Source organism: Tigheibacillus halophilus, assembly GCF_042683165.1.
GTDB classification, from domain to species: Bacteria; Bacillota; Bacilli; order Bacillales; family Amphibacillaceae; genus Tigheibacillus; species Tigheibacillus halophilus.
In genome coordinates, this window is record NZ_JBHUIZ010000006.1 from 341,319 (window position 1) to 361,349 (window position 20,031).

Sequence of the window (20,031 nt, forward strand, 5' to 3'; positions counted from 1 at the left end):
TTCTGACAATTAATTGATATAAATCTCTATGTTACTTATTCGATAAGGCATGGTGGTAAGTGAGGGAGCGTTCCCGCATGTTACTGCTGTGTCTTTTTTGATTTTGTAAGGGAGGCGCCTAAGCTTAAGAGGGGGGGATGGGGCAGGTTATAAGAGAAGTGCATACAGCAATTTTATTTGGAAGATAAGCGAATATGAGAGGATGGTTCAACGTGAGAAAAGTCATACTTAGGCTAGTTGTTCTTTTATTATTGGCGGTTGGTTTGGCAGCTTGCAGTGAGCAAGGGAGCAGTCAAAACAGTAAAGGAGAAAATGACTCCAAAGCAAGTAAGGCAACGACGGAACAGTCTGGAAATGCAAGTGAAGAAAGTGTGGAAGATCTATTTAAACGTGTGAAAAATAATTCGCCTACCAGTGAGAGAGTCAATGCCTTAAAAGATATTGCTATGCATTACTATTGGTATGGCGGCGATGTGAAGAAAGCGGAAAAGAATGTCTTTAAAGGGATCACATTGCATGGGGATTATGATGTTGTCGAAGAGGCTTTTCGACAAGCTTCCCAAATAGATCCCTACGATCTTGATTTACGATATTCCATTGCTTCTGCACAGGTACTCCAAAAAGATATACCCGGAGCTTTAGATACCTATCAGGAGATCTTGCATTTGGACAGTAAACAATTTAATGCGCAGCTCTTGTATGGTATTTATTCAAAAGTACAAGGGAATGAAGCGGATTATCAATCAAGCTTTAAAAAACTAGATGAACTGAATAAAGAAAAAGCGGATGCATACAGACATAGGGTAGAACTTGTGGATGAGAAGAAAGATGCAACGCTTCATACTGAAGCACCTGATGATATTTCTAAAAAGAATCATGCTTTTGTTGTACTGGGATATGCTTTGTCTGATGAAGGCAAGATGGAAGATACATTAAAAGAAAGATTGAAAGTGGCGAAAAAAGCTGCTGAGGAATTCCCGGAATCGAAAATGATTGTCTCAGGCGGGGTACCGAAAAAAGGTAACACAGAAGCCAGTGTCATGTACGAGTGGCTGGCAGATCATGGTATAGATAAAGATAGAATCATAAAGGAAGATTTGGCAACAGATACAGTCGAGAATGCCTTATTTTCGATGGAGATCGCCAATCAGGAAAATATAAATGATATCACTGTGATTTCCAGTGCCAGTCATATGCGCAGAGCACTAGTGATTTTTAATGAAATTGATCGTATGTTTGAAAAGGTCCATGATAAAAAATCGGGACGTCAGATCACAAATATGGTTTACATGGATTATGATAGTGAAAAAGAAGCAAGAAAGTTTACAAAAGATGAAGAACTGGTTGTTTATAGGGATTTAATGAGAGCTTCAGGTATATGGTCCTTTCCAGGGATGCAGCGGTAGAAAATACGAAAGGAATATATATTGACAGCATAGGGCCACTCAGAAGTGAGTGGCTCCATTTTATATTCATCATTAGAAATTCACCTTTAGAAGGTGTACACATATATCCGTAAACATCCGAACCTTGTCATTACACTTGTGCATATTCACCGCAAAAATTCATTATTTTAATCCTGTTGCTTCGCCAGAAAATGAAAAGTACCTGCATATTTATTAATCCCTGGCATATAATGTTCTGTTGTCTGGTTTTTGTATACGCCGTACAATTCAAAAGACCTTAAAATTGTGACTGTATTCACAAATATATCATCATTTCCAACGTGAGAATCTAGTATAATATATATAGCAATTCTTTTTGGTCTACGATAAAACGTGTTTCAGCTTGTTTTTTTTGCAAAAAGGGTATATAAGATAAGAATCAGGAACGTATGATATAATTATGCATTTTGTTATGGAACTAGCGGTAAACTCTTTCAAATTGACTTATTTAAGGGAGAAATTTTTACCATACTTTGCTGTACAGCTGCCAGTCTTAAAACTAGTAACCAAAAATGAACACGATGAGGTGATGGGAAACAATCTGTACATTTTGCATATATTTCATATCCTCTACATATTTTATTGAATATAGGATGTAAATTCTAATAGATTAATAGATATAAGGCGGGATTCACATGTCCAATGGATACACATCAAGAGTAGAACGAAAACAGCAGCAACAGAAAAAGCAGAAAAAGGATCCAAAAAAAGGTTTGTGGAAAAAGATTCTGCTAGGTTTGCTTGCGTTTGTGATGTTGGTGGTTATCGTATGCGGGGTTGTGGTCGCCAACATGATTCATGATGCACCGACTTTAAACGCAAGTGATTTGCAGACACCGTTGTCTACACGAATTTATGATCAAAACGGAAAGCTTGTCAGCACATTATTCCACCAGGAAAATCGTATCAGCGTCTCTATTAACGAAGTTCCGAAAGAGCTGCAGGATGCTGTGATTTCCATTGAAGATAAACGATTTCGTAAGCACCATGGTGTCGATGTCCGCAGATTGGCCGGAGCGATATTTGCCAATATCAAAAATGGCTGGGGTGCGGAGGGTGGTTCGACCCTCACACAGCAGGTGATTAAGCGCAGTGTGTTGACACCGGAAAAAACGTTGACGCGAAAAGTGCAGGAAGCATGGCTTGCTTTGCAGCTCGAAAGGAAATATTCTAAAGACGAAATTTTAGAGATGTATCTGAACAACGTGTATTTCGGTCATGGTGCGTATGGCATCAAGACAGCTGCTATCACTTATTTTGGCCAGGAGAATCTTTCCAAATTGAATACATCGCAAATGGCTCTGCTTGCCGGGATGCCCAATTTGCCATCAGCCGATGATCCTTTCAAGCATCCAGAGCGGGCAAAAGCACGGCGTGACCTCGTATTATCCGCTATGGCGAACAATCATGTTATTTCTCAGCAGGAAGCTGAAAAGGCTAAAGCCAAGTCTATTTCAGAAATTCTGAGAAAGAAAGAAAAGAAACAGGAAAATGATGACCCATATAATGCATATATCGACGCAGTGTATGATCAACTGGTCAAAAAAGAAAAGGTCGTTACCGACAAACAATTTTTCCAGGATGGACTGAAAATATACACATACCTTGATAAAAAAGCACAGCGAAAAGTGTATGACTTGCTTCATTCGAAGGATATCCCTTATCCGGATGATAATTTTGAAACAGGGCTTACACTGGTGGATACGAAAACCGGCGCTGTCAAAGCGGTCGGTGGAGGACGACATTTCAAATCGATTCGCTACACCAATTATGCCACCAATGTTAAAAACCAGCCGGGTTCCACCATCAAGCCTGTGCTGGATTACGGGCCGGCAATTGAATATTTGAATTGGCCGACGGCTTACACACTGAATGACGAACATTATCAATACAGTGACGGGACACCAATCAACGAATGGGATAATCAATACTGGGGCAATATTTCCATGCGGCGTGCGCTGGAGTGGTCAAGGAATATACCAGCGCTGAAAGCTTTTCAGGCTGTCGGAACCGATAAAGCACAGCAATTTGCCGCAGGTCTCGGAATAAAAATCGATCCGATATATGAATCGGCTTCTATCGGCGGTTTTGAAGGTGCAACCCCTATACAGATGGCTGCAGCTTATGCGGCGTTTGGTAATGGCGGGACGTATCATGAACCGAATACGGTCAAGAAAGTCATTTACCCAGACGGTAAAAAGTGGAAGCCGAAACAAAAAAAACACAAAGCAATGCATGATTACACAGCTTATATGATTACGGATATGCTGAAGACAGTGGTTACGAGCGGAACAGGAACACAGGCTAATATTGCCGGTATACCAGTAGCTGGAAAAACTGGATCGACCAATATTCCTAATGATATAAAGGAACAATACGGACTTGGCAACGGTGTGAAAGATTCGTGGTTTACTGGATATACAACGCAGTATGCATTGTCGGTTTGGACCGGATATCCGTCTTGGAAAAATAAAGACGGTGAGGTACAATACATCCGATATGATGGTTCGCAGAATATTGCCATGCAAATTTTCCAGCAGCTGATGTCTGATATCTCGGATCCAAATACACCTGATTTCCAGAAGCCGGACTCTGTGGCTGCCAGCGGATCGGAGCTGTATGTACAGGGGACACAGCCGCCTCCACCGCCGCCTGAAGAAAAAACACAGCCGGATACTTCCGATCAGGATCAAGATAAACAGGAAGAAAAGGATAAAAAAGAAGAAGAGAAACAAGATGCTTCCAAGGAAGAGAAGAAAGATGAGAAGCAGTCTGACGATGAGAAGGATAAAAAAGCAGAAGAAAAAGACAAGAAGGACCAGGAACAACCAAAGCAGGATGATAAGAAGCAAGATCAACCTAAAGGGGAAGACAAAGATCAGTCTAAGAAAAAAGATCCTGGTCAAGAAAATGAAAAAAAGTCAGATTCGAAGCAACCGGATAATGGTGACAAGCAGAAGAAAGATGATGGTCCGGGTAACGGTGATCAGAACAAAGATAAGGGAACTCCACCTAAAAAGGATGGGTGACTGCACGTTGGGATTTGATGAGGGTGTCTTTGATAGCCTGCATACTTGTAGGCGTTGAAGGCACCCCAATCTGGTCAGCAAGTGAACGTATCTTGTCGGATGGGAGCAATCTCTTGTCAGGTATCGCAGTTATCTAGTCAGATGGGAGCAACCTCTTGTCGGGTGGAAGCAGTCTCTTGTTAGATAGCGCAGTTATCTTGTCAGGAGGGAGCAGTATCTTGTCAGGTAGTGCAGTTATCTTGTCAGAAGGGAGCAGTATCTTGTCAGATAGCGCAGTTATCTTGTCAGAAGGGAGCAGTATCTTGTTGGATAGCGCAGTTATCTTGTCAGGTGGAAGCAGTATCTTGTTAGATAGCGCAGTTATCTTGCCAGAAGGGAGCAAATAGCCGTAAAATTTTCACCCGCATGGACACAAGCTTTTTCGGCAGTAACTATCATCCTGCCGAAAGTGCTGTGTACATGCGGATTTTGATTTACAGCGTGCTTTTTGTACAATAGGGTATACAGAAAGAAAATAGCGAACCTCCTCTTTTATTCGATTGGCTTGTCAAATTCACTGTCACGAAAGAGGATGCATGGTTCGCTGTCAGAAAGTGGTCCTGTTTGGTTCCATCATGCAGTTTCACAACGAAGTGTAGGCAACGGAAAAACAGGATATAGTAAGTTTACAGATAGGAGGGCTTCGCATGGAGAAGCGTTTGAATATAGATAAGTTTAAACAGAAATTGCAGTCTCTGAAACCTGAGAAGGAAATAGAAGAGAATCGCAAACATTTCACAGAAAATGAATATGTGGCCAAGCTGCTGAAATACGCAAAGAAAATCGGGGTGAAAACATCTTACTACAGTCTGCTGTTATTTTACGCCTTCAAAAGTCCAGCCACACCAAAAAAGGCGAAGCTGACGATTGCGGGAGCGTTGGGTTACTTGATTTTGCCTGCTGATATCATTCCGGATGTGATTCCAATCGTCGGTTTCACAGATGATGCCGCAGTCATTTTATATGCAGTGTACCATGTGGTTTCGCATATTGATGATCAGGTGAAATCAGAGGCCCATGAACGAATGAAGAAGATTTTTGGAGAAGCTTATGATGAAGAGCAGGAGATTGATAATCAGTTTAAACCGGAGGATTAAATAGAAGCTGCACGTAGCTCCACTTTTTTTGCCCAGAATTTTTTTTGAAAAGGGACTTGCTAAATCAGCCAGGGGGAATTATTGGCAAATATCCAACAAGGATTTGTCAATCTCTCCCGGCTATTTGTTTCCTGTGAAGCGAATGCGTGTTAAGCTCCTCACTCCTCATACATCCTCCTATTTGCTCCTGAAATACGCCAGCACTGCTGTGATAAAGCACTGTACCAACGGAGACAAGTAGCGGTTTTTATCATAGGCGATATATACATTGCGTGAAAGTCCAATGTCTTGAATCGGTTTAGCGATACATCCCGGCAGGTTGCTGTAATGTACATAATTTTGCGGAACGATAGAAATGCCGAGATTATTTTCAACCAAACTGCAGCAGGTTTCAAAGCGTTCAATTTCGCAATTGATTTGCAATGGTATACCTGCTTTTTGAAAGGCACTCATAATGTCGTTCCTGGTTTGAAACCCTTCTTTGCACACAATAAAGTCTTGTTGCGCAAAATCCGCCAGCTGCAAGCAGGATTTGCTTTCAAGCGCATGCCCTTTCGGAAGCAGAGCGACCAACTTTTCATCGTAAATTGGCAAGGTCGTAATATCCTCATTTTGTACATACTGATTGGTAATCGCTACATGAATATCGAAATTATTCAAGGCTTTCTCCACATCATTCAGACTCAGCGTTTCCAAAAGACTGATGCGGACATCAGGATAAGCCAGCTTGAATTCCTGTAAGATTTTTGGAATGAAAAACATGGAAGATTCAATGAGGCCGATTTCCAGTTTATGCGGCCCATTTTCTTTCAGACGGAAAAATTCCCCGGTTACACTTTCAAAATGCTTCAGCAGCTTTATTGCCTCGGAGTAAACAATTTCCCCTTCATTGGTAATGCGCAGTATTTTCGCTGAGCGGTCAATGAGTATCAAACCGACCTCATCTTCCAGCTTTTTAATCGCAGCGCTAAGTGATGGCTGTGAGATATGCAACTGTTCCGCTGCTTTTGTAAACGATTTATTTTCCACAATGGCAGCAAAGTAGCTGAGCTGCTTGATATCCATGATGACACCCCACTCATAGACAAAAACTATCAAAATATAATAAATAAGTATTTGTCTTTATAGTATAGACTACTTATAATTTTCAATAAAGAAATAGCTTTTTATATGGAGGTGATTCATAATGTATACAACACCTAACACGCAGCTGTGGACTGGTCGTTTAGATGGCGACCTGCCCGAAGAGAGAAGGTTTCACCAGGTGATTCAGCTGCAAGCAAATCAATCTGTCAGCAAAAATAAAAGCGCTTTCAGTATAATTGGGTTTGCCAGCGATGAAGGTGTACGCCGCAATCAAGGCAGAATCGGGGCAAGAAAAGGACCGGATGCGATCCGAAAGCAGTTGGCAAAGCTGCCATATTGTCTGCCGGAGGAAGCACAATTGTATGATGCAGGTGACGTCCATTGTAATAATGGTTTGCTGGAAGCAGCGCAAAGAGAACTGGGTGAAAAGGTTCATGAGCAGTTAAGCACTCATAATATTCCCATTATTTTTGGCGGCGGACATGAAACATTTTATGGCCATTATCTCGGTATCCGTAAATTTCTGGGAGTTGAAAAGAAAATAGGCATCATCAACATCGATGCGCATTTTGATTTGCGCGATGATGACATCCCTTCCTCGGGAACAATGTTTCGCCAGGTTTTGGAGCGGGATGCCAATGCCGGCTATTTATGTTTGGGAATCCAGCGGTTTGGCAATACCAAGGCTTTGTTTGATGCTTCTGCTCAATTTGGCTGCGAATACGTACTGGAAGAGAATGTGCGTTTTTCGCAGATAAGTGATGTATTCAAGCAGATTGATAGCTTTGCGAAAAAACATGACTTTATTATTTTCACCTTATGTATGGATGCTATCGATGCATCCGCAGCACCGGGAGTGAGTGCACCTTCACCACTGGGGATGAACCCGAAACTGGTCAAAGTATTGCTGAAATATATTGCCGCAAACGAAAAAACCATCAGTTTTGACATTTCAGAGGTAAACCCGGAAATAGACGAGAGTGAAAAAACAGCAAGACTGGCTGCATATCTTGTAGCAGAAACACTGGATGGATTTTGTAAGTAAAACTTATATTGCGTTGAAAGGGGAGGCTTTTTCATGACAATGATTGCAAAGGACAAGGTTGCGCAGTACAGGGGGACCGATCTGCACACAAAAGGCTGGCTGCAGGAGGCGGCATTACGTATGTTGAACAATAACCTCCACCCGGATGTTGCGGAAAATCCGGATGCATTGGTAGTGTATGGCGGGATTGGCAAGGCGGCTAGAAATTGGGATTGTTACGAAGCGATTGTCAACGAACTGAAACGCCTGGAGAATGACGAAACTTTACTGATTCAATCAGGAAAACCAGTAGCCGTCTTTCAAACACATGCAGACGCACCAAGAGTGCTCATTGCCAATTCCAATCTTGTACCGGAATGGGCCAATTGGGAGCATTTTCATGAATTGGATCGAAAAGGTCTGATGATGTACGGCCAAATGACGGCAGGCAGTTGGATTTATATTGGCAGTCAAGGGATTTTGCAAGGAACCTATGAAACGTTTGCGGAATGTGCACGGCAGCATTTTGCTGGCAGTCTGAAAGGTACTATCACGTTAACAGCGGGGCTGGGAGGCATGGGAGGTGCCCAGCCTTTGGCGGTCACCTTGAACGAGGGGGTCTGTATAGCGATTGAAGTGGATCCGCATCGTATTGACCGTCGTCTGGAAACAAAATATTTGGATACCCGTGCGGACACTCTGGATGAAGCAATCCGACTGGCAAAAGATGCCCGCAATGCAGGCAGACCATTATCGATTGGCTTGCTGGGAAATGCGGCGGAAATCCTGCCCAAAATGCTTGAAAAAGGGTTTATACCGGATGTGCTGACAGATCAGACGTCTGCACATGATCCACTCAATGGGTATGTGCCGGCCAGCTTATCCCTGGAAGAATCAGAAAAATTGCGGGGGGACGATCCGGAAAAATACGTCCGCCTTTCCAAACAAAGTATCGCTCTGCATGTACAGGCGATGCTGGAGATGCAGAGGAAATCTGCCATCACATTTGATTATGGGAATAATATCCGCCAGGTGGCCAAGGACGAAGGTGTAGAGAATGCGTTTGATTTTCCAGGCTTTGTTCCAGCATATATCCGTCCGCAGTTTTGTGAAGGAAAAGGACCATTTCGCTGGGTAGCGCTTTCTGGTGATCCGGAGGATATTTACAAAACGGATGAAGTCATCTTAAAGGAATTCAGCGATAATGAAGCACTTTGCAAATGGATCCGTATGGCCAGAGAGAAAGTGCAATTCCAGGGGCTGCCATCCAGGATTTGCTGGCTGGGATATGGAGAGCGGGCTAGATTTGGAAAAATCATTAATGAAATGGTAGCTAAGGGGGAAATCAAAGCACCAATTGTCATTGGACGTGACCATCTTGATTCAGGTTCCGTTGCTTCACCGAATCGTGAAACCGAAGGAATGAAGGATGGAAGCGATGCCGTTGCAGATTGGCCCATACTGAATGCACTGATCAATAGTGTGGGCGGTGCCAGCTGGGTGAGTGTACACCATGGCGGCGGAGTTGGTATGGGCTACTCGATTCATGCCGGAATGGTGATTGTTGCAGATGGTACCAAGGAAGCTGAAAAGCGTCTGGAAAGGGTGCTGACAACGGATCCGGGAATGGGAATCGTCCGGCATGTTGATGCAGGATACGCCAAAGCAAAGGAGACAGCCGAGAGCAAAGGGGTTCATATCCCCATGTTGCAAGACAAAGGAGATATCAATAAATGACAGAAAAATTATTTATCGCACATGCATCCCAGTTAATTACAATCGATGGACATACAGAAGAGCCTGCCAAAAAGCAGGGCATGCAGGAATTAGGCCTTCTCACAGATGGCAGCTTACTTATCGAAAACGGTAAAATAACGGCGCTTGGCCCCCATGAACAAATGGTAAGGGATTATAAGGAAACAATAGCTGAGGCAAAAATGATTGACGCCACAGGAAAAATTGTCACACCTGGACTAATCGACCCGCATACGCATCTGGTTCACGCTGGCACACGGGAAAATGAATATGCCATGCGGCTGCAGGGGAAGACCTATATGGAAATTATGAATGCAGGGGGCGGGATTCACGCAACAACTGAGGCAACAAGAGCGGCTACTTTTGAACAGCTGTATCAAGAATCGAAACAGCGCCTGGATACATTTTTGCAATATGGGGTTACGACAATTGAAGCGAAAAGCGGATATGGGCTGTCGCTGGAACATGAATGCAAGCAGCTGGAGGTTGCCAGGCAATTAAACAGTGACCATCCAATTGATATTGTTTCTACGTTCATGGGCGCACATGCCGTACCGTCAGGAGAAGATGCGGATCATTTTGTGCAGCGTGTGGCTGAGGAAATGATTCCAGTCGTTGCAGAGAAAAAGCTTGCGGAATTTAATGATGTATTTTGCGAACGGGGAGTTTTTACACCGGAGCAATCTAAAGCGATTTTGCTTGCCGGGGAGCGTCATGGTTTGCGAGCCAAAATCCATGCCGATGAAATTGAACCATATGGCGGAGCAGAACTGGCAGCCGAAGTAGGAGCCATTTCTGCAGATCATTTGCTGCGCGCTTCGGATAAAGGTATCGAGCAAATGGCGGAAAATAATGTCATTGGCGTGCTGCTGCCCGGAACGGCATTCTTCCTGATGGCAGATTTCGCAAAAGCAAGGAGGATGATTGATCAAGGTGTAGCCGTCGCGCTGTCGACTGATGCCAATCCAGGTTCTTCTCCAACATTATCCTTGCAGTTTATCATGAACCTTGGCTGTTTGAAAATGGGCATGACACCGGAGGAAGTGCTGGTGGCTGCAACAATTAACGCAGCGCATGCCATTGGTAAAGCACATGAAATCGGCAGTCTTGAAGCTGGCAAGCGAGCCGATATCGCTATATTCGATGTTCCGAATTATTATATGCTCTCCTATCAATACGGCATGAACCATATTGATACCGTCATTAAAAATGGCCATGTTGTTGTACAGCACAAACAATTGCAAGAAGGTGTTGGGACCACATCGAAATGATGGAGGGATTGCTATGGAAAATCCACAGGCAATGATGATAGAAGAAAAGCAAAAGAATGCAAGCGGAAAAAATATTGCCAAATTCGTGTTCTTTAGCGCAATTGGCGCATTCACTTTTTTTATCCCCATCAAGATAAACGGAGAATCGACTATACTATTGGATCATATCGTCACTTTTGTGCAGCATACAGTGCCTTCTGTTATCCCTTACTATATTTTACTGGTGATTATTTTCGGCGCAGTATATCCTTTCATCAACAAGTCATGGAATAAAGATGCAGTGAATATCGGACTGTCTATATTCAAGTTGATTGGCATGATTGTCGCCTTTATGCTTGTATTTGATTTTGGACCGGCATGGCTGTTTGATCCGGATATGGGGCCATTTCTTTTTAATAGTCTGGTCACTTCTGTTGGTGTATTAGTACCAATTGGCGCCATATTCCTGGCACTGCTCGTCGGGTACGGCCTGCTGGAATTTATCGGTGTCCTTGTCCAGCCGATCATGCGGCCGGTATGGAAAACACCAGGCCGTTCAGCTGTCGATGCTGTTGCATCATTTGTCGGCAGTTATTCGATTGGCTTGTTAATCACGAACAAAGTATATAAAGAAGGGATGTATACGAAGCAGGAAGCCGCCATAATTGCTACCGGTTTTTCAACCGTATCGGCAACATTCATGATTGTTGTCGCAAAAACACTGGGAATAATGGACATTTGGAATACGTATTTTTGGGTGACATTGGTGGTGACATTTTTCGTGACAGCCATCACAGTTCGTATGTGGCCATTGAATAAGATCAGTAAAGAATATTACGCTGGAAAAGGGAAGCCGGAAGTTATTGTAAAAAGCAACCGCCTACGTGAAGCCTGGAGACAGGGTATGGACGCAGCAGACAATGCTTTGCCTATCTTAAAAAACATCGGGGTGAATTTAAAGGACGGCCTGATTATGACAGGTGCTATTTTACCATCGATTTTATCGGTCGGCTTACTTGGTCTGGTGCTGGCAACGTATACGCCTTTCTTTGATATACTTGGGTATATTTTCTTACCTTTCACATGGCTTGTCCATTTGCCAGAGCCACTGCTCGCTGCAAAGGCATCGGCCATTGAGATTGCGGAAATGTTTTTGCCGGCACTATTAGTCACGAGTGCTTCACTGGTTACAAAATTTGTCATTGCTGTATTATCTGTATCCGCGATTATCTTTTTCTCAGCTTTGGTGCCATGTATTTTATCAACAGACATTCCAATCAGCATTCCTCAACTATTAGTAATTTGGGTGGAGCGAACGATATTGACAATTGTGATCGTAACTCCAATTGCCTATCTGCTGTTGTAGCGGACAATGACAGGTATTGGTTGAGTCGAAGGGCAGCTCTCTTTACAAGGCTGCCCTTTGGTGTGCTGGTCTGCGTAGCACTTGGAAGATAGTTTTCCGTCCCATACGCTTTATGTTTTTTATACATGTAACAGCGAAAGCGCTTGAAAATTAAAGCGTTTGCAATTATGATGATGTTAGGTTTAGTTTGTTTGTTTACTAGCCAAATTATAAATAATTCAAATTTCGCAAGCTAGCAAGAAAGACGTCTCAATGCATATTGGTAAACGTTCAGTTAACTGTTGTATTCAACTGGGGATCCGCTTTGGAAAAACACTGCGCTTTCCGTGGGCGGCTGGTGAGCCCTTGCGCTTTGCGCTATCAACAGCTTTCTGTCGTAACTGTACATTAGTTAATTAAAATAAATAGTTGAGGTGGTAAAAAGATGAAGACTTTTATAACGGATGATTTTCTGCTTTATAACGACACGGCACAAGATTTGTTCCATCATGTTGCTAAGAAGCAGCCTATCATAGACTACCATAATCATTTGAACCAGCATGAGATATTAGCAGATAAACAGTATGATAACTTAACGGAAATCTGGCTTGGCGGCGACCATTATAAATGGCGGGCGATGCGTGCAAACGGTGTGGAGGAAGCATATATTACCGGAAGCAAATCGAGTGAAGAGAAATTCAAGGCATGGGCTAGGACAGTTCCGCATACATTCGGAAATCCGCTTTACCATTGGACACATATAGAATTGCAGAGGTATTTCGGTATTGACGAATTACTGAATGAAAAAAGTGCGCCAGCCATTTATGAAGAGGCAAACAGACAGCTGCGCACGCCAAAATTGTCTGTCAGATCCATTCTGGATAAAGAAAATGTCGTGTTTATAGGTACGACAGATGATCCGACAGACGATCTTCTGGCACACCAACAATTGGCGAAGGAGAAGGGTTTCAACATTCAGGTATCTCCTTCATTCCGCCCGGATCAAGCGATTGCGATTGAAAAAGCAAATTTTCCATCTTGGATTGAGAAGCTGGAGCAATGTACAGGGGACAAAGTTGACACGTATGACAAGCTGCTGCAAGCATTAGAAAGCCGCGTAGCATTCTTTTCGGAAATAGGATGCAGGAGCTCGGATCACAGTATCGGGGTCATGTTTTACGAAGAAGCTACTGCCGTTGAGCTGAACGCGATTTTCCAAAAACGTTTGCAGGGAGAGCTGCTAAGTGAAAAAGAAGTAAACAAATTCAAAACGCAGTTGTTGCTCGCGCTTGGGGAAATGTATGCGGATAAGGGTTGGGCAATGCAATTACATCTTGGCGCGTTGCGGAATAACAATACGCGTATGTTCGCAAAGCTTGGACCTGACAGTGGTTATGATGCCATTGGCGATTCATTGCTCGCAAATAAATTATCCCGATTTCTCGATGCTTTGGAGGCAAAGGAAAAATTGCCGAAAACGGTTTTGTACAGTCTGAATTCCAAGGACTATCATGTACTGGCAGCAATGGCGGGCAATTACCAAAATGCGGAGGTTGCAGGCAAGGTCCAGTTTGGAACAGCATGGTGGTTCAATGATTCGATTGATGGTATGGAAAACCAGATGAAAATCCTCGCGAATATCGGGCTCATTAGCAATTTCATCGGTATGCTGACTGATTCCCGGAGTTTTTTATCTTTTTCAAGACATGATTATTTCCGCAGGATCTTATGCAATTTTCTCGGGACCTGGGTAGAAGAAAAGAAAATTCCAAAGGATATGGACTTGCTTGAAACATATGTGAAAAATATTTGTTATGATAATGCTAAACATTATTTCAATTTGCAATAAGAGAAGGAAAGAACATTGTCTTTATTGCATCAAGTGATATGCACTCCCAGTCTAAGCGGCGGGTACGCTTGCCATCATAGTTGGAAGTGACACATAACAGGAAGGGAGCTGCCCATTTTGAAGACATTGTATTTGGATTGTTTTTCGGGAATTAGCGGAGATATGATGATTGGTGCATTACTGGATGCAGGCGGAGATTTTGAACATCTTAAAACAGAGCTGCGAAAACTTGCCATCACAGACGAGTATGAACTGAACATGAAAAAAGTAGTTAAAAATGGTATTACAAGTACGAAATTCGATGTTGTGTTGAAGAATGAGGAAGAGAATCACGATCATTCGGGGCATTCTCATTTAGACGACCATACGTATGCTCAGGAGAACCACGGTGCACATGCACACCACCATGATCATGAGGCGCATGAAGCACATGCACATCATCAGGAACAGGAAGACAAGGAGCCGGCGCACGGGCACCATCACCATCATCATGGGCATGATCATGGACATAGTCATGCGCACCGTTCTTATAAGGATATCGTGAAGATGATTGAAACAGCAGACTTTTCCGATGGTGTAAAAAATGCCGCATTGAAAATCTTCAAGAAAATTGGTGAGGCTGAAGGGCGGATTCATGGCATGGAATTGGATCAGGTCCATTTTCATGAAGTTGGTGCGGTCGATTCCATTATTGACATTGTCGGCACAGCAATCTTACTTGACCAGCTTGGTATTGCATCCGTCAAATCAGCCGCGGTACCAGTCGGCTCAGGGAAAATCTATATTGATCATGGCGTTTATCCTGTTCCGGCTCCGGCTACCCTGGAGATTTTAAGAGGGGTACCGATTCAGAAAAGTGAGCTGAAATCGGAGCTTACTACGCCGACGGGGGCAGGCATTGTGGCTGTCATGACAGAAACATTTGAAAATTTCCCGACAATGAAAGTCGAGGCCATCGGGTATGGAGCGGGGACCAAAACGTTCCCGAACCATCCGAACGTATTGCGTGTGGTCATCGGCGAGTGATGACATTGCCTGCTATGCTTTATGCTGCAATGCCAGCCTGAGGGGTTTACAAGATGGAAATTTTGATCATTTTAAAAAACATTATCCTGCCTATTTTCGTCATCATGGGAATCGGCTTTGTGCTGGAAAAGAAGTTCGCTTTGAATGTGCAGACGTTGGCCAAAATGAACATCTATTTTTTCGTGCCGGGATTTATTTTTGTCAAGCTGTACAGTACGCAAATATCGATGCAGCTGTTCGGCAGTATATTTCTTTTTTTCATCTTGCTTGTTGTCTTATTGTATGTATTATCCATACCGGTCGCGAGATATCAGCACTTGGATAAGAAAGAGAAAATTACTTTTTCAAACAGTGTCATGTTTTTCAACTCCGGAAATTATGGCGTTCCGGTCAATGACCTTGTATTCAAAAGTGACCCTGTTGCCATGTCAGTGCAGGTGATTATGCTGACTTTACAAAATATCTTTTTGTTTTCGTATGGCATTTTCTCCTTGCAGTCAGCGGAAATCGGTAAACTGAAGGCGCTGCTGGGGTATTTCCGGATGCCAGTTCTATATGCGTTGCTTGCTGGTATTCTTTGTAATGTCCTGGACGTACCGCTGCCGGAATTTATCTGGGTACCCGCAAACTATATTGCAGAAGGAATGATTTCAGTCGCATTACTGACTCTGGGAGCGCAAGTGGCGAATTTGCGGTTGACTGCCGGACTGTCAAAAGTAACTTACAGCTTATTGCTAAGACTAATGGGTGGTCCGATCATTGCCTTCGTGATTATCAAGCTGTTTGGCATGGAGGGCGTCATTGCACAGGCTTTGTTGATTGCATCAGCTATGCCGACCTCCGTAAACAGTTCAGTGATTGCGCAGGAATACGATAACCATCCTGCATTGGCAGCCCAAATCGTTTTATTTTCTACGCTCATCAGCAGCATCACCGTCACCTTGACAATATATTTTGCCAGATTGTTCTTGTAAAGTGTCGCTTTTGCCAAGGGTGATTTTCGTACAAAAGTGTGAGGGTTCTTTGCAGTATTATTTGAATAGAGCGCGGCTAAAGTATCCAGTCTTTGGATTCGATATAACTAACAATATACACAAGGAGCGTGAAAGGGATGGGAATTCTTCAGGAACTGGTACAAGACATTCCGCTGCCGAAAATGGCCAAGGTTAAACAAACATTTTCCAGCGAGCAGATTGATGATTTAAGTACTGCATTGTACAAGGAATTGGATAGAGAAGATGTCAAAGCCTCTGTTAAACCTGGCATGGAAATCGCTGTAGCTGTCGGCAGCCGGGGACTGGACAGACTGCCTGAGTTGACGGCGGTCACTGTAAAATTTTTACAAGATTTGGGTGCAAAACCATTTATCGTCCCTTGTATGGGAAGCCATGGCGGAGCAACCGCTCCTGGGCAAAAGGACGTTCTGAAGCATCTGGGGGTTACAGAGGAAAGCGTCCACGCGGAAATTCGCTCCTCCATGGAGGTCATCAAGATTGGCGAGCTTGAAAACGGTCTTCCCGTTTACATTGATAAAATTGCTTCAGAGGCGGATGGCATCGTTGTCATTAACCGTATCAAGCCGCACACTGCATTCCGCGGGCCGGTAGAGAGCGGAATCATGAAGATGATCAGCATCGGACTTGGCAAACAAAAAGGCGCTGAGGCCTGCCATCAGCTTGGATTCAAACATATGGCCGAATATGTGCCGGCGATGGCAAAGGTAGCCCTGAAAAAGATGCCGATCCTGTTTGGCGTCGCCACTGTGGAAAACGCTTATGATAAGATTGCCAAAGTGCAAGTGCTGACCAATGATGAGATTGACAATATGGAAAAAGAAACGGCACTGCAGGAGCTTTCCAAGAAGATGCTGCCAAAACTGTTCTTCGATCAGATCGATGTATTGATCATTGACCAGATCGGGAAAAATATCAGCGGAGATGGCATGGATCCCAACATTACCGGACGATATCCAACGCCATACGCATATGGAGGCCCAGAGGTCACAAAGATGGCAGTACTGGATTTGACCGATGAGACCGAGGGTAACGCGAACGGAGTCGGGACAGCCGACTTCACGACACAGCGCCTTGTCGATAAAATGGACAGGGAAGCGACGTATGCCAATGGTTTGACATCGACTGTCGTGGGGCCGACACATATTTCCACCGCGATGCCGAATGATAAAATGGCCATCCAGGCTGCGATTAAAACATGCAATATTCTCGACTTCCATCAAGTGAAAATGGTCCGTATCAAAAACACATTGCAAATCAGTGAGATTGCGGTTTCAGAAGCATTGCTGGAACATGTAAAAGAACATGCAAATATGCAGCAAGCGTCAGAACTGTATGAGCTGGCATTTGACAAAGATGACAATCTATATTAATTTGCGATATATAATGCAGGGTGGATAGGATGAGAGAAATGGAAGAAATATTGAAGCAAGTACAGGCAGGGAATATGAGCGTAGCAGAAGCGATGGCCCAGCTTGCTACATATGAAGAACTGGGTTTTGCAAAAATAGATCATCATCGCAAAAAACGCCAGGGTTTTCCTGAAGTCATTTTCGGAGAAGGCAAGTCAGCAGATCAAATCGAGCAGATCATTCAATCGATTCAAACAGAAGGCAGTGATATTCTTGCGACACGTGTTGCGCGAGATAAGGCTGCCGTGATTCAAGGACGTTTTCCGGAGCTGATATATAATGAAACAGCGGAGCTGCTGTACAGCCGGCAAAAGCCCCGGGAAAATGAAAACGGGAGCTATATTGCCATCGTATCTGCTGGCACTTCTGACATGAAAGTTGCCGAAGAAGCGGCATTGACTGCGGAAGCTTTCGGCAGTCAAGTGTGCCGGTTTTATGATGTGGGGGTCGCTGGCATCCATCGTTTATTTAATAATATCGATGGGATCCGGAATGCCTCCGTGTCTGTTGTCATCGCGGGTATGGAAGGCGCGCTTGCCAGTGTTGTTGGCGGTCTTGTTTCCCATCCTGTAATCGCAGTACCGACAAGTGTCGGCTACGGTGCCAATTTCCATGGGTTATCTGCGCTGTTGACGATGCTTAATTCCTGTGCATCAGGAATCAGTGTGGTCAATATTGACAATGGATTCGGGGCTGCGTACAATGCAGTCATGATTGACCGCATTGCCCGTAATGCCAATGCACCACAATGAACGAAAAGAGGCATCAGCTATGACAGATAAACATCCACCAAGCTATGCACATACCGACGAGGATATGGTGAAAATGGAAGTGAACCTGGATGATACCCCAGGGGAGTGGTTGGGTTATGTAATGGAGTTATTGTTCGCTTCCGGCGCAAATGATGTTTTTTATGCGCCGATTTACATGAAGAAGAACCGGCCGGGTATCATGCTGCAATTGCTTTGCAGCCAGGAAAAGCTGTCGGAAATGAAAAAGATTTTACTAGAGGAGACGACAACCCTGGGTATCAGGTATTATCCATTGACCGTTTACCGTGCGGAAAGAGATTTTATTAAAGTCGGGACCAAATGGGGAGAAATTACAGTAAAGCGTGGGTTTTATGAAGGAAAAGCAGTCCAGCAAGCGCCGGAGTATGAAGAATGCCGGCAGATAGCTGAAACATATCACGTCCCGTTGAAACAAGTGTATGAAGAAGTGTGGAAAGCCTTGGATTGATCCGTCTGCACGACGGCCCGATCCCGGGCTTTTTTGCTTTTGTCTTTCTCATTTTTTGTTGTCCGCTGCGGTGTGCTGCTGCTCAGATTGCGTTCTGTGGTGTATCCACAATGCAATTTGAAGGGCAAGGGCATCCTTAAAGTTCCTGGGATCAAGACCGGTTTCCCGGGTGATCTTATTCAAGCGGTAGATAAGTGTATTTCGATGGACGAATAGTGCATCGGCAGTATGCTGGATGTTCAGATTATAGTGAAACAGGCTATTTAGTGTATTTATTTTTGTATCATCCAGGTGTTGCAAAATCTTGCTCGCGAACCGGTTTCCGATTGTTTCATTCACATGGTAAATTAACGATTCTGTTTCATTTGCTGCAAAAGAAACGATTTCCTGCTCCGGCGGACAAATTTTTAAGGCCAGTTTACAATCCGTATATGCTTGATAAAAATCTGCCAGGCTCGAAAATGGCATGCTGTAAGCAATTTGAAAAGATATGTCCTGTCTTTTCAGTGTGCTGGAGATTACCTCCAGCCTTTCTTTGATTTGCGCAGAATCAAAACCTGTTGTTGCAATAAAAATCTGGTTGAAACGGATATAGCTGACAATGGCCTTGTCTGCCCCGAATATCCCTTCCAGTTTTTGTATAAGCGTCTGGTGTGCAGATGTATCAGCTGCATGTACCAGCAACAAACAAGTAAAAGGCGGTTTTAACGTAAAGGAGAGTGATTCCAGCCCCCGTTCGATATCACTGTAGGATGGTTCTTTTTTCAAAAGCTGTTCGGTGATCATTTCCTTCATCCGCTGTTTCCATTCATGCTGGGAGGCGATAAACGCTTGATTGATCATCAGCTCTGTTGTCATTTTGACAAGCTCGCCAATATCACCCATTTCCTGCGGATCCCCCGTTATGCCGATCACGCCGATGATTTTTTCCTGGAAAACAATCGGTAAATTGATACCGGGCTGTGATCCTTCCCATACCTCATTTTCAGCTGCATGGATGATCACTGGTTTGCCGGTCTTCAAGACTTGCAATGATCCCTGATGGATCGTATCGATCCGGTTTTTATCCCGGGTTGCGATGATGGAGCCATTGATATCCATGATGTTGACATTCCGGTTGATTCGCGAAGAAGTTTCTTCGACAATCGCATCTGCGATTTTTACAGTTAACATGACATCGCCTCTATTTCTGATTTATGACCAAAAGTTGGGGGATAAAAGTGATGGGTCAGGCAAAGGCAGAAAAATTTTGGTATTTAATGGGAATAATCTATGCTTATCGTTTTTTGGAATGTATACGCTATCCTTTTTTAGTTGGAATAGACAAAAAATAATAAAATCTGCACTATTATTTCATATGGTATAACCATAGATAAATATCGTCAAGTTTCCTATAATTTTGATAACAAAAAGAAAGCGTTA

General features: G+C 43.7%; 16 protein-coding genes. 14 read left to right on the forward strand and 2 right to left on the reverse strand.

Going from position 1 to position 20,031, the window contains the following annotated elements; translation table 11 throughout:
- Nucleotides 1-212: 212 nt before the first annotated feature.
- The 4 genes from ACFSMW_RS09975 to ACFSMW_RS09990 all read left to right on the forward strand — a co-directional run bounded on the left by ACFSMW_RS09975 (nt 213) and on the right by ACFSMW_RS09990 (nt 5,610).
- Nucleotides 213-1,406 (forward strand): ElyC/SanA/YdcF family protein, encoded by a 1,194-nt coding sequence (locus ACFSMW_RS09975; RefSeq protein ID WP_390355263.1) that lies wholly within the window; start codon nt 213-215, stop codon nt 1,404-1,406.
- A gap of 674 nt (nt 1,407-2,080) precedes the next feature.
- A complete protein-coding gene (locus ACFSMW_RS09980; RefSeq protein WP_390355265.1) occupies nt 2,081-4,474 on the forward strand; it encodes a transglycosylase domain-containing protein in 2,394 nt (797 codons plus the stop codon).
- Nucleotides 4,475-4,692: 218 nt separating this feature from the next.
- Nucleotides 4,693-4,860: a hypothetical protein gene (locus tag ACFSMW_RS09985; RefSeq protein ID WP_390355267.1), complete on the forward strand. Its 168-nt coding sequence runs from the start codon at nt 4,693-4,695 to the stop codon at nt 4,858-4,860.
- Between the two features lie 300 nt (nt 4,861-5,160).
- Nucleotides 5,161-5,610: a YkvA family protein gene (locus ACFSMW_RS09990; RefSeq protein WP_390355269.1), complete on the forward strand. Its 450-nt coding sequence runs from the start codon at nt 5,161-5,163 to the stop codon at nt 5,608-5,610.
- A 177-nt stretch (nt 5,611-5,787) separates the two neighbouring features.
- Here the strand turns inward: ACFSMW_RS09990 and ACFSMW_RS09995 are convergent, their stop codons facing one another.
- Entirely contained in the window at nt 5,788-6,675 is an 888-nt protein-coding gene (locus ACFSMW_RS09995; RefSeq protein WP_390355271.1) for a LysR family transcriptional regulator, read from the reverse strand.
- Nucleotides 6,676-6,796: 121 nt separating this feature from the next.
- On the opposite strand from ACFSMW_RS09995, the gene hutG reads away from it, so the two are divergent.
- The 10 genes from hutG to larC2 all read left to right on the forward strand — a co-directional run bounded on the left by hutG (nt 6,797) and on the right by larC2 (nt 18,609).
- Entirely contained in the window at nt 6,797-7,741 is a 945-nt protein-coding gene (hutG, locus tag ACFSMW_RS10000) for a formimidoylglutamase (protein WP_390355273.1), read from the forward strand.
- Between the two features lie 33 nt (nt 7,742-7,774).
- Nucleotides 7,775-9,457 (forward strand): urocanate hydratase, encoded by a 1,683-nt coding sequence (gene hutU, locus ACFSMW_RS10005; protein WP_390355275.1) that lies wholly within the window; start codon nt 7,775-7,777, stop codon nt 9,455-9,457.
- Nucleotides 9,454-10,746 carry an imidazolonepropionase gene (gene hutI / locus ACFSMW_RS10010; RefSeq protein WP_390355277.1) on the forward strand — a complete coding sequence of 431 codons (1,293 nt, stop codon included), beginning with the start codon at nt 9,454-9,456 and terminating at the stop codon, nt 10,744-10,746. The genes hutU and hutI overlap by 4 nt, the downstream gene beginning before the upstream one ends.
- A gap of 31 nt (nt 10,747-10,777) precedes the next feature.
- Nucleotides 10,778-12,091, forward strand: coding sequence for a YjiH family protein (locus ACFSMW_RS10015; RefSeq protein ID WP_390355447.1), 1,314 nt, complete (start codon nt 10,778-10,780; stop codon nt 12,089-12,091).
- A 424-nt stretch (nt 12,092-12,515) separates the two neighbouring features.
- A complete protein-coding gene (gene uxaC, locus ACFSMW_RS10020; RefSeq protein ID WP_390355279.1) occupies nt 12,516-13,919 on the forward strand; it encodes a glucuronate isomerase in 1,404 nt (467 codons plus the stop codon).
- Nucleotides 13,920-14,036: 117 nt separating this feature from the next.
- Entirely contained in the window at nt 14,037-14,945 is a 909-nt protein-coding gene (larC, locus tag ACFSMW_RS10025; RefSeq protein ID WP_390355281.1) for a nickel pincer cofactor biosynthesis protein LarC, read from the forward strand.
- A gap of 53 nt (nt 14,946-14,998) precedes the next feature.
- Nucleotides 14,999-15,919: an AEC family transporter gene (locus ACFSMW_RS10030; RefSeq protein ID WP_390355283.1), complete on the forward strand. Its 921-nt coding sequence runs from the start codon at nt 14,999-15,001 to the stop codon at nt 15,917-15,919.
- 137 nt (nt 15,920-16,056) lie between these two features.
- Complete coding sequence (locus ACFSMW_RS10035; RefSeq protein WP_390355285.1) at nt 16,057-17,331, forward strand: nickel pincer cofactor-dependent isomerase, group 22; 1,275 nt, start codon at nt 16,057-16,059, stop codon at nt 17,329-17,331.
- Nucleotides 17,332-17,369: 38 nt separating this feature from the next.
- Nucleotides 17,370-18,122, forward strand: coding sequence for a nickel pincer cofactor biosynthesis protein LarB (gene larB, locus ACFSMW_RS10040; protein ID WP_390355287.1), 753 nt, complete (start codon nt 17,370-17,372; stop codon nt 18,120-18,122).
- Between the two features lie 19 nt (nt 18,123-18,141).
- On the forward strand, nt 18,142-18,609 hold the full coding sequence (gene larC2, locus ACFSMW_RS10045; protein WP_390355289.1) for a nickel pincer cofactor biosynthesis protein LarC2: 468 nt from the start codon (nt 18,142-18,144) through the stop codon (nt 18,607-18,609).
- Nucleotides 18,610-18,657: 48 nt separating this feature from the next.
- Here larC2 and ACFSMW_RS10050 read toward each other — a convergent pair whose 3' ends face one another.
- The gene (locus ACFSMW_RS10050; protein ID WP_390355291.1) at nt 18,658-19,782 is read right to left on the reverse strand and encodes a CdaR family transcriptional regulator; all 1,125 of its coding nucleotides are present in this window, start codon (nt 19,780-19,782) and stop codon (nt 18,658-18,660) included.
- Nucleotides 19,783-20,031: the final 249 nt, after the last annotated feature.